Consider the following 15,803-nt stretch of genomic DNA (forward strand, 5'->3'; position numbering starts at 1 on the left):
GATGCGCGATCACGCGCCGCCGTCCGGGATGAACACGTAGCCGAGGCCCCATACCGTCTGAATGAAGCGGGGGCTGCCCGGGTCCGGTTCGATGAGCTTGCGCAGACGCGAGATCTGCACGTCGAGGCTTCGGTCGAAGACTTCGTATTCGCGGCCGCGCGCGAGCTCCATGAGCTTTTCTCGCGAGAGCGGCTGACGCGGATGCCGTGCGAAGACCTTGAGGACCGAGAATTCGCCGGTCGTCAGGGCAATTTCCTGGCCGTTCTTGGTGAGCGTGCGTGTGGCGAGGTTCAGGGCGAAGTCGCCGAACTCGAACGTCTCCATGGTTTCGCTGGGCGCGCCCGGAAGTTCCGGCGGGGCCTGGCGACGCAGAACGGCGTGGATGCGCGCGACGAGTTCGCGCGGATTGAAGGGCTTGGGAAGATAGTCGTCGGCGCCCATCTCGAGGCCGACGATTCGGTCGACATCCTCGCCTTTGGCCGTTAACATGATGATCGGCGTGCGGTCATTCGCGCCACGCAGACGGCGACAAATAGAGAGACCGTCTTCACCGGGGAGCATCAGGTCCAGCACGAGCAGATCGAAGCGCTCGCGCACCCAAAGCTTGTTCATGGCCGTTGCATTTTCGGCCACAAAGACATTGAAACCCTGTTCCCCGAGGTAACGACGAAGCAGGTCGCGCAGGCGCGGATCGTCGTCGACAACCAGAATTTTGGGAGAGTTTTTGTTTTCCATGCCACGTATCTTAGCCCGAAATGTTGCGAACTGAGGAGGCCGCCAAAGCGGGTTACAAAGGGTTACACAATTTACCCTACGGCTTGTGCGCTGACCATAGGCAGTGGGTACACTTGCACCCCTGCCAGGGCAAAAACAGCCGCATGGCATGAAGGACATACGCACAAGATGAGATGGGCTGCTGAGTTTACGCTACTGTTCGGGGGAATCATGCTCTGGGGACACCTGGGCGTGACCTATGCCCGTCCCGTCGCGCATTTCAGTACGCAGCATCAGGGCGCGAGCGCCCCTCGGATTCAACGCGCGGCCCCGGCGCCGTCGCCGCGCAACCCCACCAAGAATGCCCCGGCGAGCGATCCCAACGCCGATCGCCGCAACGACGACCTCCCGAATACGCCGCCTGGGCGACGTCCCAATGGACATATGTCGCCCGAAGACCGACGTTTGCTGCGTCAACACATTCAAGACGCCGTGCGTGAACTGTATAGTCACTGACACGACGCTCGCCTTTCCCCTTGTCCGAACTGTTCGGATCAGATAGGAATCGCCGCGAAACGCTTCTTCCGAAAACGCCAGTGACGCCACTTTGACGAGAGCGTGACATGAAGCAAAACCGAACCCCGCCAGCCTCTGCCGACGCTGGCTTTTTTTGCGTCCGAAATACCGAGTCCGGCGATGGATTGCCTATTTCGATGGCGTCGCCCGGGAGGCTCGGGGCATCGGTACCTTCGGTCGCGTCCCCATTGCCCCTTTTTCCCTTATTAACCAGGGCGAAAATTCTTTCCGTCCGTGTGACGGCTCTCTCGGGGGCGGCAGTGGCAGTTTGCCTTGCGTCGCCGCTCGGCTATGCATCCGGTTCGCGTCACTCGGATGCACAACACACCGCCCAGTCGACGCGTACTAAGGCTTCGAAGTCGGCGACGTCCGCCGCCGATGCATCCCGCCGCGAACTGACGGCCGACGACGCGCGCTACCTGCTCACGCGCACCGGCTACGCGCCGGACGCCCGTGAGCTTGCCCCATTCGTCGGCCTGACCCGTGCACAGGCCGTTGACCGGCTGTTGGAACAGACAAGGCGGACGGCAGTTACGCCGCCTCCGGCGTGGGTCTCGGAGCCGCCGTTGGCCAGTGTGCCGGTCAAGGGCATGACCGACGCGCAGCGTCGTGATCTCAATGAGCGACGCAATCGCATGTCGGCGTCTCTCAAGGCGTGGTGGGCGCAGGAAATGGCGACCACGCCGTCTCCGCTGACCGAACGCATGACCATGTTCTGGCATAACCACTTCGTCTCGAGCGACGACAAAGTGCGTGAACCGGTCGTGCTCTATCGCCAGAACGTGCTGCTGCGCGCGAACGCGCTGGGCAACTTCGGCCTGATGCTGCACGAGGTGTCGAAGGACCCCGCGATGCTCATCTATCTGGATGGCGCGAATAGCCGCAAGGGGCATCCCAACGAGAACTTTGCACGCGAGGTGATGGAGCTGTTCACCCTGGGCGAAGGGCATTACACCGAACAGGACGTGCGCGAGGCGGCGCGAGCCTACACCGGGTGGAGCATCGACCGGCCGACGATGACCTACGTCTGGCGTCCCAATTTCCACGATACGGGCGTGAAGACGGTGCTGAATCAGACGGGTGACTTCGACGGCGATCAGATGCTCGACGTGCTGCTGGCGCGTCCTGAGACGGCGATGTTCATCACCAGCAAGCTTTGGCGCGAATTCGTGTCACCGACGCCCGACCCGGTGCAGGTTAAGCGGATAGCTGCGACGTTCCGAGAGAGTGGCTACGACATTCGTGTCGCATTGCGCGCCTTGCTACTCACGTCGGCGTTTTGGGATGCGCGTGCGCGAGGTGCGCTGGTGAAGTCACCTTCCGAGTTCGTGACGGATGCGGTGCGGCAATTCGACATCGGGTATGACGATCCGCAGATGCTCGCGCAGCAGATGCGGGTGCTGGGGCAGGACCTGTTCCGTCCGCCGAACGTGAAGGGCTGGCCGGGCGGCGACGCGTGGATCGACAGCACTACGCTGCTCGCGCGCAAGCAGTTCGTCGAGCGTATGTTCCGTGCGACGGAGAACGCTAACGCGGGTGGTCCGTCGATGGCTGCACCGTCCATGTCGGCGCGTCCAGGCGTGCAGCGTGCGGCGCTCCGTCCCGCGCAGCCGATGTCACGAACGGTGGCGGGAGTGCGCTTCGATCTGTCTCGCTGGCTGCAGCCCTATACGCTCGGGCCGATCGATGTGCCGGACATGGGGGCGCGCGAGTCCCTGCAGCGCGCTGTGTTGCCACTTGCGCCGGCGGCACCGCAAACGCCGGGCGTCAACAGTGCGGCGTTTCTGCAAGCGCTATTGATGGACCCTGCGTACCAGCTGAAGTGATCACGATGGTGATCGCGAAAACCGCATCGATGGGGATGGATGTAACGGCAGGGACGTTCGGGGCAGTTCGGGCGACTGAGACGATTCAGTTCCTTGGGACGCCGGGCGATGGCGAGTTTGGTGACAGGTATGTTTGCGACTGGCGCTCGGGCGGTGAGTCCGGGCGGGTCATGAGAGGTGTGAGATGCGTCGACGTGATTTTCTGACGTTCGCTGGTGGTCTCGGGGCGGCTTGGCTGGCGCCGACGCCGGTGTTGGCCGCTGCGCGCGATCTGTCCGGGATAGTGCCGGGCAGTGGCGGTAAATATGGGAATTTGCTGATCCTGATTGAGCTTAAGGGTGGCAACGATGGGTTGAACACGGTCATTCCTTATGCGGACGCAATGTACGCGAGCTTGCGTCCTACGATTGGCATCAAGCGCGAGCAGGTCGTGCAGCTGGACGAGCACAGTGGTTTGCATCCGGAGATGCGCGCTTTGTTGCCGATGTGGCAGGCGAACGAGTTGGCGATTGTGCAGGGTGTGGGGTATCCGCAGCCGAATCTTTCGCACTTCCGGTCAATTGAGATTTGGAATACGGCGTCGCGCTCGGACGAGTATTTGCGTGACGGATGGTTGTCGCGGGCGTTTGCGGAGCAGGCGGTGCCGTCCGGATTCGACGCCGATGGCGTGATCGTCGGCAGTGCGGAGTTGGGGCCGTTGAGCGGTGGCGCGCGGGCGGTGACACTGACGAATCCGGCGCAGTTTTTACGCGATGCGAGTCTGGCGTCGACGAATGCTGCGCAGGTGAGCAATCCGGCGTTGGCACACGTGCTGCGGGTGGAGAACGACATCGTGAAGGCGGCGGACGGTTTGCGTCCGCGCCAGGGGCAGTACGTCTTGCGCACGCCGATGCCGCAGGGAGCTTTCGGCAATGTGGTGAAGACGGCGTTGCAGGTGGTCGCCGCTGCGGATTCCCCGAGCGGCGTGCCGCAGCCGGGGCGTGGCGTGGCGGTGTTGCGTCTCACGCTCAATGGTTTCGATACGCATCAGAACCAGATGGGGCAGCAGGCGAACCTGTTGCGTCAGTTGTCGCAGGGGATGATGGCGTTGCGGGCTGGGCTGACCGAGCTGAATCGGTGGCGGTCGACGATGATCGTGACGTACGCCGAGTTCGGACGGCGCCCACGTGAAAATCAGAGTGGCGGGACGGATCACGGCACGGTCGCGCCGCACTTCATCGCGGGCGGCCGCGTGCGTGGCGGTCTGTATGGCGAAGCGCCGAGACTGGATCGGCTGGACGGCAACGGCAACTTGCCGTTTGCCGTCGATTTCCGCGACGTCTACGCGACGGTGCTGCAGCGGTGGTGGGGCCTGAACCCGCAGCCCGTGCTGGGCGGCGTCTTCAAGCCGTTGGATGTGATGCGGGTTTGAGTGGTGGAGGGGCGTGACGAAGTGATGGCGTGATGGCGTGGGCTGTGATTCGAGCCCACGGTCTGTGCCTGGCGGCGCGCTCAAGCTCAGCGCGCTCGCCACGCTCGCCAGAATTTGCGCAGCGGCGTCAGGTCGATACGCTGATGGAGAACTTGATAGTCACTCGCGGCGACTTCGTCCATCAATGCCAATTGCAGTGCGGCGAGGGCAAGCAGAGGACGTTGCTTGCGACGATCCTGTTTAGGGATCGCGGCGGCGGCGTCAATGATGGCCTGGCGTGCGCGTGCGTGCTGGAACTTCATTAGCTCGACGAAGGCGGGCGAGTACTTGCCGTTCTGGATGTCGGCGGCAGTGACGCCGAAGCGCTGAAGTTCGTCGATGGGGAAATAGACGTAGCCGGAGCGTGCGTCGACACCGGCATCGGTGACACGTCGTCCGAGCGTGATGGCGTGACCTAGGGCGCGCGCGAGGGCGGGCGTTTGCGGGTCGTCGAAACCGTAGACTTGGGACGTAAGTTCTGCGGGGGCACCGCCGGCGGCATCGCAATAGTGTGTGAGGCCGGCGAAGTCGAGATAGCGCATCTGCGAGAGATCCATCTCGGCGCCGTGCAGGACGGCCTCGAAGGTTTCGCGCGAGAGCTTGCTATTCTGCACGACGGGAAGGAGTGCTCGCGTGACCGGATGTGCGGGGTTGCCAGCAAAGAGGCGAGCCAGTTCCTGGCGCCACCAGTCGAGTTTGGCGTGTGCGACGCCGGGGTCATGAACCGCCGAGTGAATATCGGAGATTTCCTGACAAAAGGCGTGGGCAGCGTAGGCGGCGTCGCGCTTGGACGGTGGCAGTTGGAGCAGGGCGTAATAGAGCGCGGATCCGGGCGGGCCAGCTTTCTGGCGGCAGTATGCGTTGGCCTGGGTGATGTTTGCGGGGGAGCCGGAGGCGTCGTCGGCGGTCTCGTGGGGTTGCATGCGAATGGGGTATCGGTTTGGTCAGGTGCCCGGAAATCGGTGCGCAGGCGCTTGGGTGCGTAAGTGGGGCGTAAGTGCGCAAGCGGGCAGAAGCCATGAATTGGTGCGAATTCTAGCATTGCGAGCTGACCGGACGCGCGGGACGGCGTGAGCGTGAGAGGAGATTGCCGGTCGAAATCGGTTCGTGTAGAATACGCGCCTGCTTTGACGCATGCAGCGGGGCGGCGACAAGTCGCCCTTTTTCATGTCCGACAGGACGCATGCATGTCGTCGACCCGATGCCGGGATGTCGCGCCTAAAAGGTAACGACGCCCACGGGCTGCGAGGATGGCGAAATTGGTAGACGCACCAGGTTTAGGTCCTGACGCCCGAAAGGGTGTAGGGGTTCGAGTCCCCTTCCTCGCACCACAATTCTTTTTAAAATCAACGGGTTACGTTTTGATGCAGGCAAAAATCTAGCCGGTTTTTGCCCGTTTTTCTCCAGAAATGCCAGCTTTTGTGCCAGCATTTTGGGCGAACTTCTTCACCGCTTTATTCCCCGCTTCCTCGTCCGCCGCCGGCATCCACCGTCCGTACACCCGCGCGATCATCGTCCAATCCGCGTGCCCCATCTGCTTTGCTACCCACATCGGGTGCTCGCCCGCCGAGAGCATCATCGATGCATACGTGTGCCGGGTCTGGTACGGGTTACGGTACCGCATGTCGGCCCTTTTTAGAGCCGATTGCCAGATGCGCCAGATATGATTAGCGCCGGTGAAGCGCTCTCCAGACCGATCCTTAAAAATTGCCCCGTCTTCTTCCGATAGAAAAGTCAGTGCCTTTTGTGCCTGAAGGGCAGCGCTTGCTGGCGCAAGCAATCGAATGTCGCGCCGACCGGCCGCGGTCTTAGGGAATTCGGCGATGCCCTTTGCCTCGCGCGTCATCGCCCGACGCACTCGAACATATCCTCCAACGAAATCGATATCCGACCAGTTAAGAGCGATGAATTCTGAGGTGCGCATCCCGGTCCAGAGCGCAAACTGGATCAGATTGCGATTCCCGCCCGTCAGCTTATCGAGAATAGCGGCGTGCTCTTGTGGGGAAAGTGGATCGATTTCGTCTTCCTCAATTCCTTCGGTCGTTCTGCGCGTGCGTAGGTGTATCCCGCTAGAGGATTCGCCTCGATGATCTCGTCACCTGCTGCATCGCGAAGGGCCGAGCGCATGCAGCTTTGAATATTCGCCAGCCACTTGTTGGAGACTTTGTGCTCTCGTTCCTGATCGATTGTGACGCGCCAGTCTCTGATGGTTGCACGCTTAAGGTCAGATAACGGCAGCTTGCCGAACTTCGGGATGACCCAGTTGCGTTCCACTGCAAGGTTGTCAGAATTTTCGAGGTGCTTTACCGAGTTCGCAAGTCCCTTCCCCGGTGGACATAGGGGGAAGGTCGTAGGTGCCGTTCGGCCTCCTCGAATACACCGAAAACTTGTAGGCTCCTGACGACCTCGAAATCTCCCCTTCCTCGATCCATGGTAGCCGGCCGTTCGGCCTTGGTCGCCCCTCTCGCTTCACCCTGTATGTGGTCTCTGACGCAACCGCCTCGGCCTTGGGATAGTCGCTGGCTAAGCACTCGACCGTGTCTCGGTCAGCGCCGGCGCAATTAAAGGCTCTATACGTGTTGGTCTTGTAGTCGAACTCGCGGACGCTACTAAGGGTGCAGAAAAACATGTCGACTGAATCGGCGTATGCGAAATTATTCAAGCAAAGAATGAGGGTGGCTGCCGGCAAATGGAGCTTCTTATGCATGTATGACCTCTTACGGGAAGAGCGGTTGGCGATGTTGCAGGCATATTAGCTTCCCGATGAACGGCCAAATATCACTCAAATGAATGATCCGTCTCGCATATTGAGCGCGCTATCTTATTGCATGGATTGGAGGTTCTCTTTAGCAATTAAGCGTATCGGGGGTCACAAATGAGCGTAAAAAATTGGTTGGTTTTGGCGATTTCCGCATCGTACTTTGCAGCTTCAACGTCGTGGGCTGCATCGTGCATTCCAGTGAGCAATAGAGGGGAGAAGTGCGTCAGTCTTATCGATAACACTAGCAAACCGCGTTACGACGGGGGCACAACGTACACCCTTAAGTTCCGGAACATCTGCAATAAGATCTTCACTGTGAAGGCGCAGCGCTCTATGCATTTGGATCGCGGCGACGATGGGGTTTCAAGCACCGGCGTGCGCCCAAATGGTGAGTCGGAAATTGTCTGCACTGATATTCCTTCTGGAAGGAAGTGTGCCGGATTTAGGGAATGGTGGGTTGACTGCTACTAATCGAAAGTCGCGACTCGGCTGGACACGTGTCTCTGTTCCCGTACTTTTGCCCGCCTTGCAATAACAGGGGCAAGCCAGATCACGACGTGTTGCTTGTCCCTGCGGCTTCTCCCATCACTCTTCCCGTTCCGCCCCATAGCGGACGTCGCTCATCAGCCGCCGAGTGCACCCGTTTCTACCTGCATAGCAAATAAAATTCAAATATTGCAAATGCAGGTGAAAGTGATCATTTATCGGGCGCGCCAGGAATCTGCGGCAGTTCTCCCCTTGATTCACGGTTCTCCCCAAGCGCGGACTTCAGCCATTCAAGTGCGATGAGCGTGCCGCCGACTTCCTCGCGCCATGCCTGATTGATGATCACGCAAAGCGTCTCCACCCTCCGAATCACCGCCTCTTTGCGTCGAACCTGTTCCCGACGGAAAACCAACTCTTCAAGAGCCTGGCGCACACCTGGATCCTTGTTGGTGAGCCATAGGCTGCGCAATTGATCGATCGTCAGGTCGGATGGACGCGGATGAAGCGGCACGGCGGCCTCCCTCGTGGTGCTGGTGAGGGAGGTAAATTAGCATAAATACTGTACAAAAAAACAGTATAATGCAACTATGGAAGATTCCCTTAGGTGTGGGAACAAGCGCTCGCCCTTGCATTCCTCGGCAAGCTTGCCGTATCGTGCCCGGGGCGCCGAAGGTCTTCGTTTCCGCGCCTACCGATGTGCTCGATTGCAATTGCCGGAGGATCAATGCTGAGCGGTTTCGCCAAATTTCTCTTAGCGTTGACCGCCCTTTCGCCGGTAGCGCTTACATGGGCTATTGCTGACTATAGTCGTCGTGGCTTTGTCAGCGATCAGCTATTTGCGATTTCGATATCGTTGATTCTGGCGGTCGGATGTGCGGCATTGCTGCGCGTTAGTAGAAAAAGATTGACGAAAGTCACATTCGCAGTCGATGAGCTAAAGGCGGTAGATAACGAGGTGGTCGCTTACATAGTCACCTATTTATTCCCGCTGGTTGCGCCAGCAACCGATATCAGTTTGCTCGCACAAGGATTTGTTTTGGCTCTTCTTGCATTGGTGCTGTCGACGTCCAATGCATTCACGTTCAACCCGGTGCTAAGCCTCTTGGGTTATCATTTTTACGAAGTAAAATGCGCATCTGGTGTATCTTATTTGCTTCTGTCGAGAAATGACATAACAGACGTGCGCGTCATTAAGAAAGTCGGTCGACTATCGAGGCACCTTATGCTCGACCTATCGTAAATCGGGGGATTTATGGATTTTTTTGCGCTTGTTGGTGGGCATCTACCTGCTGTTTATCGGCTTGATTTGCAGCAGGACCTACAGAACCGACTAGACCAGATGTTCGTGGACCATTCCGAGCAGTTGCTGAATCCTGATCTAGTTGCTGTTCCGTTTGAGCGAGAAAATTTTCATCCAGACGACTCCGAAATATTGGAGATAAACCCATTCGACCTACCAGATCTGATTTTCGATCCAATCGAAAATGCTATCGGATGGCCGGTGCTTCCCAATGATCCGGACGTGCTTTCCCGAGTCTACTGTGTTTTTGCTCACGACGATGGGAGTGATAGAGTAATTTTTCAGGTCATCAACAAAGCTCAGCGGCTTAATACCAGCGCGATCAATATCATTCTGCGTGGCAACGTATTTTCTAGGTTGGAAGAGCCGGGGTTGATGCTTGCCAACGCATGTCATGCGGTATATCAAAATAACGCCTTGCGCTTTAAGAGCATATGGTGGTTGAAGCAAATATTTGATATTGGCGACTACTACCGCGCAGCGACTGAAGCTGATGTCGATGCGTTCTCTCGACTGGAAAATGTCAGCGTCGAAAATCTTGATGCGCTCAAGAACCGTTCGGGGCAATGGGTTAGGACACGACTTGCGTATATTGTTGACTCAGGTGTGTTAGAGCAGTGCCCGCCGGAGCGGCTTGTTGAGAAAGCTGCAGAATTTAACGTTGATCTGCAGTGCGTGAATGAGAATGGTCGACAAAAGTTGCTGATTCCCGAAGCTCCAAGGCAGTTGCGCAAAGTCTTGAAGTTTTTAGAGGAAGAGTATTACGCGGGTCCCATCACGGGTGCCGCATATGAAGCGAATTCGAAGCGCCGACGCGGGCAAGATTAATGTCCGGGGCCGGGCTGCGTATGTTTATGGACGGCGGCGGTGTTTTCCTTGGATGTGGCCGTCCCGGAACCAGGCTCAGAAGCGCACTTGATGACGATCATCAAGCCGGACGATTACCATGACTGGTTGGGCGTGCGCTTGATCGACGAGGCGCGGTCGTTTGTGACTTTGCCGGATGCTCAGTCAATGGCCGCGGCCCCCGCCTCAAAGGCCGCCGTGTGAGGCTGCGTCGTCGGATGATCAAAGACGTCCGCTAGGCGGACCCAGTCTGGACGCGGCGCAATAAATGGTTCGTGCTTTAGGGGAAGGACAGGGACCTGATCGCCTCCGAACCTGTGCCGCGAGTTGAGCATCTGTTGATACACGTTGTAGACGCCCAACCCACCGTTCATCGGCAAGACGATATTGAAGTACATCACGATGGCAACGACGCGCTGCGTTCCACGCAGGAATTCGAATGCAGCTTGCTCCAGCATTTCACTTAGCGGCGGCTTGATGTCGCCATCGGGCGCCCAGGATTGCGGGCACTTGAGGAAGAATGCTCCCATTTGATCATTTGGCAGTTGCGTGCGCGCACCTTTGAGGGTGTTTAGGATCGCGCTCGAACTGGGGGAGGGGCTACTCTCAACTTTGCACTTGACGTCCGCACACACCTTGCCCGCCGACGTCGCGATCTCTAGGTCGTAGCTGCTGCCACGGGGGCCGCCGGGTGTCACGAAATTGACCCGCGAGCCAGCCATAACCAGCATCTTGGCCACCTCAAGCTCAGCAAAGCGGTCTTCAATGTGGCCCAGCTTCATCTCGTGGAGAACGTCGATCAAGCCTGGAACCTTCCGAAGGTTGATGATGGTCTCGGCGAGATCAACCACGCGCGCGCGATGCAACGCCTCGTCTCCAGCGGCCGCGTCGACATTGCGAAAGAAGGGGGATTGGTTATCGCTGGCGAATATGTGACGTTCCAACCAGTCATTGCCGAATTGCGAGTTCAGGACCCTCACCGCCAAGGTGTATACGTGATTCGCCCACGACTCGTTGGGCATCATTTCACGCACTTCCCGTGCGTATTCGCGGAACTGTTCGACCATTGAAGGTAGCGGCGGTGTTGTCATGTCATTCTTCTAGGAGCAAGACGAGCGGATTCTCCTCGCCGTTCGTCTGGTGGAACATCGGATAGCATAAATCACAATGGCAGTTTTGCCCCTGATGTCCGCTTCTGGCCGAAAGTTGTCATTGCAGACAGGACAAGTACAAAAGTGCCAGCTTTGTGCCAGTGTATCGTCTGAAAGCCGCTATGTATAAGGATTGTGCGGGGGTTCGAGTCCCCTTCCTCGCACCAACTCCCCGTTTTGGCATCGGTTTCGTAGGTCTCACTTCTTCCCGCAATATCTCGCAAATGACCTGCCTGTAAGGCTTGGCGGGGTTCTTTGCGTGAATTCCGATTGTTCGTAGGACGTCCAAATCTCACCTCATTACCGCCAAAATCGTGGCCGATCTCCCATTTTTTTACCTGGTGATTCCCCGCGGATGGTGCGAAAAGTTGCAGTGCGAACGCCTCGCGCCGAGCATGTCTCGCGTCAACGCATTTGGCTCGGCCTGATGTGGACTCGGATCAACCGTCACGGCCTTGACGACAGAAGGTCTCCACTGGAACTCCCTATAGGTCGCATTTAGACGCGACGGTAAAATGCGCTTCAGATGACGCCAAGAGGTCATTCATTCATTCGTTACATGGAGGACTTCACAAATGCGTAAACTCGCTTTCCTGCTTCTCGCGACCACGGTCTTGCTCGCAAGCTGTGCCGTGTACGTTCCCGACGACGGACCTCACGGTGGTCGTGGTGGTCCCGGCAACGGTTTCTGTCCGCCGGGACAAGCGAAAAAGGGGAATTGTTGACGGAAGTGGCTTCTTGCCCGCCAGCGCCCCTAGCCGCAGACGGCGGCGCTGGCTACGTATTGAGAGCAAGGGTCACTTCCTGGCCCCATATGCTCCCACGGTGACCCCCATACGTGCTCGTCGATTCAGGGCATGCTTACTACGTAGTCTGCGCGCATCCATGTAGATCGTTCGTGGTCTTTGTCCTAGTTTTCATTATCTTCGCCCGACGGAGTGCATCCTCGTCGCGGTGGCAGAGCTCACTATTGCCGGTTGTTTTAGGCGAACCGGCAACGCTCAGGCCTCACGTTCGCGCTAGTCCCATTCTCGCTACGCAACCCATCCGATCGTTCGCCCCCTAGACTTTGTTCATGCATGGCAGTCCCCTGTCGTGTGTGTCGTGAGAGGAAGTGCTTGCCCCGGCATTGAAGAATGCCGGGGCTTTTTTGCTCGGTGATGTACGCGAGTGATGCCGCTCACCACGCTCGCATTTGCAGGGTCGTTTCTTCCCGTCCATGTGGTGGTTTTGGCCCCGACGACCCCGCCGTCGGGGTCTTTTACTTGCGTCATGTGTGGAGGTCAACGAAGTTCAATCACTCCCACTCAAACGCCTTCTTCTTCCACTCATAAGCGAAGCCGAGGACTAACACTCCGAGAAACGCGATCATCGCCATCAGGCTCACCATGCCCGCTTCGCGCAGTGAGACCGCCCAGGGGATGGTGAACGCCAGTTCAATGTCGAAGATGATGAAGAAGATGGCGACGCGATAAAAGCGGACGTCGAACTTTTTGCGCGCGTCGCCGAAGGCGTTGAATCCGCATTCGTAGGGAGAGTTCTTTGCGTCATCAGGCCTGCTTGGCCGGATGGGTTTGGCGACGAAGAGTAAGCCCACCCCCATCAGCAACGCCACGACGAGAAAGAGAAGTGCCGGGTAGTATTCAGAGACGTCCATCAATCGATCCAATCAAAAGAAGCGCGCGCCGGTGGCAACGCAAACGTGCGAACGCATACCTTCGCACAAGCCCACCGGTGCATCGAAACGAATCCCAAACCAAGTCATAAGCAACACCAACACGAGACGCGCAAGTGCCTCACCGGTTCGAATGACCTAAAACGATGTTGTCGACTACGACGAGAGTTTCATGAGGATCAGGCCGCTGACGATCAACGTTGCAGCGGCGATGCGGGCGGTACTGACGATTTCGCCAAGCGCGAAAATGCCGACGACAAATGCGCCAACGGCACCAATGCCAGTCCAGATCGTGTAAGCGGTGCCCAGCGGAAGGGATTTCATGGAAACCGATAGCAAACCAAAGCTAGCGGCCATCGTCACGAGTGTGACTACAGAGGGGATGAGCTTCGTGAAGCCTGCTGACTGCTTCATCGTATAAGCCCAAAGGACTTCCAGAACACCTGCAAGCGTGAGATAGATCCAAGCCATACGGCTCTCCAAAAAAGAGCCGGGCCGTCCCGGAGTGTCTCGTCACAGGTGAGGTCGTCCTCACGCCCGTCACTATACGAGTTCAACCGATTCTGCGCAATCTCTCCACGGTTTATCCGAGATTGACGGGTAGGATCGCTGGCGACAGATGATCAGGATCGTCATTGGCATGTCGCCAGTGTGCCCTGAGTGGTCGGAGCAGCAATGGAGCACCCCGGAAGTCAGGACATGCGCGAGGCCATCGAGCGCCTCGCCACCGCAATGGACAAGTCCCGCAAAGAACTGGAAGGTCTTGCAAGACGCGACGTCGCACTTCGCGCACGGTATCGCACCTCGGTCGCACGCGTTGCAGAACGCGCCATTCCAGATCTCCGCCGCAGGACGCTCGAACAACTGCTCACCGACCATCGCCTCTTTGTAAGCGAAGCAGTGCTCGACGTCTTCGCCCGAAATAGCGTCATGGCCCGGATTCTCAACACGCGCCGGTATGCCGCGTCGCTAACCTCACTGCGCGATAGCTTCTGCGACTACATCGGTCGCTCCGGCGCGGCTCCGTTTGCGTCGGCGCGCGCGGAAATCGCCGCGATCGAAGCTTTGATGGTGCGTGCCCGAGCGGAAGAGGCCGATGCCGCCGGTGTCCTAGCCGGTATGCGAAGTGTCCTTGCCAACGACATCCAGATTCCTGACGAACTCGTCCCCGATATCCGGCTTGTCTGTCGTCCACGCTCAAGAAAATCGGCCAGCGTTACGGCGTCCACGCAGAGCAGCGCAAGCGGTGACGTCAGCGAGCTTTCGGGTATCCCAAATGCCGTCCGGCAGTTTGCGTTGTCTGTGGCTGTCGCCTGAAGCGACAGATCAAAACAATATCAAAACCGATTAGCAACACAAATCAATACAAAACAGAGCACGACCAACAAACGCTCAACGCAATCGCGGGCTATCGTCGAAAGCCGGGTGATGACATCGCCATCGGTGTCGTCGGGTGATTTCGTAACGTTTGGAGAGATCGTGTTGTTGGCTAAATTCTCGTTGTTTGGGGCGCGGACACGCGCGCTTAATCTGACCTTCGTGGCCTGTCTTGGCGCTCCGATCCCCGGCCTGGCACAAGTCGCCGAGCATGCGGGCACGATGAGCATGGTGCACGCAGGCGACGACGTCAGTGCTATAGCAAAAGTCCTTGGTGATGCGTGTCAGATCGACGTGCAGGGCCGTCCCGGCAAGAAGTTCTCGCCCACGCACATTAGCGTGCCGTCGACGTGCAAGACACTCACCGTCCAATTGATTCATACGGGCAGGAAGCCCAAGACCGCCGCCGGACACAACTGGGTGCTGGTCCGCGAGAGCGACGTCCATGCGGCCATCGCCGATGGTCTCACTGCGGGGCCCGACTATGATTGGGTCAAGCCGGGTGACGAACGTGTGATCGCGAAGACCGCGATGATCGGCGGCGGCGAACGGACGTCAGTGACATTCGACGTATCGAAGCTCTCGCGCGGCACCGCCTATACCTACTACTGCTCCTTCCCGACCCACGCCGAGATGATGCGAGGCACGCTATCCATCGAATGACCGTGCCTCACCCAATCCTGAGCATCGGGATCTCCGTCGAAAGCGCGTCGATAGCGCAGCGCGTCTTCGACGGCAGATAGGGCGACTTCGGCCATACCACGTGAATCGCTTGCGGACGCACCCCGCAACGGCTGCGCACGACCACCAGCCGTCCTGCCGAGGCATGCTTCTCGAGAAACCAGCACGGCAAATACACCAGCCCAAGCCCGGCAATCCCCGCGTCGGCAATCGCCTGAACATCGTCGAGACTGAGCTGACGGGTAATCTGCAACTCGTGTTCGGTGCCGTCGTCGTCGAGCATGTGCCATCGCGACATGGACCCACTGCGCGAATACGAGATTCCGGTGTGGGCCGCGAAATCGTCCGGCTCGATGGGCATGCCATGCTCCGCCAGATACGCAGGCGACGCGCCGATGCTCATGTACTGCGTACCGATGCGTCGGGCGTCGAGCGTCGTGTTATCGCGCAACTCGCCAATGCGCACCGCCAGATCGATGTTCTCCTCGATGAGATCCACGCTCCGGTCGGAAAACGAAATGTCGATTTGCAGCTTGGGATACTGACGCGCCAGCCCGAACAACACCGGCGCGACGCATTGATGGCCAAACGCAATCGGCACGCTCACACGCAGTCGTCCGCGCGGCTCGTTCAGCCCGCTTTCGACCTCCGCCGCACCTGCGTCGAGTTCGGCCAGCGCCCGCACGCAACGCTCGTAATACACACGTCCCGCTTCCGTGAGCGTATGACTGCGTGTCGTGCGATGCAGCAGACGCACCCCCAGCCGCGCTTCCAGTCGCGAAATCACCTTGCCGATGGCCGAACGCGTCAGATGCATGCGCTCCGCCGCGAGCGTGAAACTGCCAGCTTCGATGACCTGAACGAAGACGGCCACGCCGTCGAGTTTATTCGTCATATTGGGTCTCTGGTGTCGCGTATTGCGGGAAGAAATGTCAGTAATCGGGAATATGGTTCCCGATA

At 58.5% G+C, this 15,803-nt stretch carries 16 protein-coding genes and 1 tRNA gene; 8 read left to right on the forward strand and 9 right to left on the reverse strand.

The window, feature by feature from the left end; translation table 11 throughout:
• Window positions 1-9: 9 nt before the first annotated feature.
• Complete coding sequence (gene ompR, locus NA29_RS10060; RefSeq protein WP_010808867.1) at window positions 10-735, reverse strand: osmolarity response regulator transcription factor OmpR; 726 nt, start codon at window positions 733-735, stop codon at window positions 10-12.
• A 210-nt stretch (window positions 736-945) separates the two neighbouring features.
• Between ompR and NA29_RS10065 the strand changes: the two genes are divergently transcribed.
• The 3 genes from NA29_RS10065 (at window position 946) to NA29_RS10080 (ending at window position 4,527) form a co-directional block, all read left to right on the forward strand.
• On the forward strand, window positions 946-1,230 hold the full coding sequence (locus NA29_RS10065; RefSeq protein ID WP_039397893.1) for a hypothetical protein: 285 nt from the start codon (window positions 946-948) through the stop codon (window positions 1,228-1,230).
• Between the two features lie 107 nt (window positions 1,231-1,337).
• Window positions 1,338-3,116, forward strand: coding sequence for a DUF1800 domain-containing protein (locus NA29_RS10070; protein WP_084103610.1), 1,779 nt, complete (start codon window positions 1,338-1,340; stop codon window positions 3,114-3,116).
• Between the two features lie 184 nt (window positions 3,117-3,300).
• Window positions 3,301-4,527, forward strand: a complete 1,227-nt coding sequence (locus NA29_RS10080; protein ID WP_039397898.1) for a DUF1501 domain-containing protein — start codon at window positions 3,301-3,303, stop codon at window positions 4,525-4,527.
• A gap of 86 nt (window positions 4,528-4,613) precedes the next feature.
• Here NA29_RS10080 and hpnD read toward each other — a convergent pair whose 3' ends face one another.
• Complete coding sequence (gene hpnD, locus NA29_RS10085) at window positions 4,614-5,489, reverse strand: presqualene diphosphate synthase HpnD (protein WP_052252791.1); 876 nt, start codon at window positions 5,487-5,489, stop codon at window positions 4,614-4,616.
• A 321-nt stretch (window positions 5,490-5,810) separates the two neighbouring features.
• Between hpnD and NA29_RS10090 the strand changes: the two genes are divergently transcribed.
• Window positions 5,811-5,897 (forward strand) — tRNA-Leu (locus tag NA29_RS10090).
• A gap of 47 nt (window positions 5,898-5,944) precedes the next feature.
• Here the strand turns inward: NA29_RS10090 and NA29_RS26260 are convergent.
• From NA29_RS26260 to NA29_RS10110, 3 genes are all read right to left on the reverse strand, one after another.
• The gene (locus NA29_RS26260) at window positions 5,945-6,490 is read right to left on the reverse strand and encodes a site-specific integrase (RefSeq protein ID WP_072633247.1); all 546 of its coding nucleotides are present in this window, start codon (window positions 6,488-6,490) and stop codon (window positions 5,945-5,947) included.
• A 44-nt stretch (window positions 6,491-6,534) separates the two neighbouring features.
• Window positions 6,535-6,840 (reverse strand): hypothetical protein, encoded by a 306-nt coding sequence (locus NA29_RS26265; RefSeq protein ID WP_052252793.1) that lies wholly within the window; start codon window positions 6,838-6,840, stop codon window positions 6,535-6,537.
• 1,184 nt (window positions 6,841-8,024) lie between these two features.
• Window positions 8,025-8,324, reverse strand: coding sequence for a hypothetical protein (locus NA29_RS10110; RefSeq protein ID WP_072633248.1), 300 nt, complete (start codon window positions 8,322-8,324; stop codon window positions 8,025-8,027).
• A gap of 213 nt (window positions 8,325-8,537) precedes the next feature.
• Here NA29_RS10110 and NA29_RS10115 point away from each other — a divergent pair, with 213 nt between their 5' ends.
• On the forward strand, window positions 8,538-9,053 hold the full coding sequence (locus NA29_RS10115) for a KwaA family protein (RefSeq protein ID WP_039397902.1): 516 nt from the start codon (window positions 8,538-8,540) through the stop codon (window positions 9,051-9,053).
• Between the two features lie 12 nt (window positions 9,054-9,065).
• Window positions 9,066-9,941, forward strand: a complete 876-nt coding sequence (locus tag NA29_RS10120; protein ID WP_039397904.1) for a Kiwa anti-phage protein KwaB-like domain-containing protein — start codon at window positions 9,066-9,068, stop codon at window positions 9,939-9,941.
• A 179-nt stretch (window positions 9,942-10,120) separates the two neighbouring features.
• Here the strand turns inward: NA29_RS10120 and NA29_RS10125 are convergent, their stop codons facing one another.
• The 3 genes from NA29_RS10125 to NA29_RS10135 form a co-directional block, all read right to left on the reverse strand.
• Window positions 10,121-11,050 carry a hypothetical protein gene (locus tag NA29_RS10125; RefSeq protein WP_150777203.1) on the reverse strand — a complete coding sequence of 310 codons (930 nt, stop codon included), beginning with the start codon at window positions 11,048-11,050 and terminating at the stop codon, window positions 10,121-10,123.
• Between the two features lie 1,357 nt (window positions 11,051-12,407).
• Window positions 12,408-12,767 (reverse strand): NADH-quinone oxidoreductase subunit A, encoded by a 360-nt coding sequence (ndhC, locus tag NA29_RS10130; RefSeq protein WP_039397909.1) that lies wholly within the window; start codon window positions 12,765-12,767, stop codon window positions 12,408-12,410.
• A 174-nt stretch (window positions 12,768-12,941) separates the two neighbouring features.
• Window positions 12,942-13,256 carry a DMT family transporter gene (locus NA29_RS10135; protein WP_039397911.1) on the reverse strand — a complete coding sequence of 105 codons (315 nt, stop codon included), beginning with the start codon at window positions 13,254-13,256 and terminating at the stop codon, window positions 12,942-12,944.
• Between the two features lie 204 nt (window positions 13,257-13,460).
• Between NA29_RS10135 and NA29_RS10140 the strand changes: the two genes are divergently transcribed.
• Window positions 13,461-14,102, forward strand: a complete 642-nt coding sequence (locus tag NA29_RS10140; protein WP_157127375.1) for a hypothetical protein — start codon at window positions 13,461-13,463, stop codon at window positions 14,100-14,102.
• Between the two features lie 162 nt (window positions 14,103-14,264).
• Window positions 14,265-14,825 (forward strand): azurin, encoded by a 561-nt coding sequence (gene azu, locus NA29_RS10145; protein ID WP_224786761.1) that lies wholly within the window; start codon window positions 14,265-14,267, stop codon window positions 14,823-14,825.
• A gap of 7 nt (window positions 14,826-14,832) precedes the next feature.
• Here azu and NA29_RS10150 read toward each other — a convergent pair whose 3' ends face one another.
• Entirely contained in the window at window positions 14,833-15,738 is a 906-nt protein-coding gene (locus NA29_RS10150; protein WP_039397916.1) for a LysR family transcriptional regulator, read from the reverse strand.
• Window positions 15,739-15,803: the final 65 nt, after the last annotated feature.

Source organism: Pandoraea sputorum, assembly GCF_000814845.2.
Lineage (GTDB): Bacteria > Pseudomonadota > Gammaproteobacteria > Burkholderiales > Burkholderiaceae > Pandoraea > Pandoraea sputorum.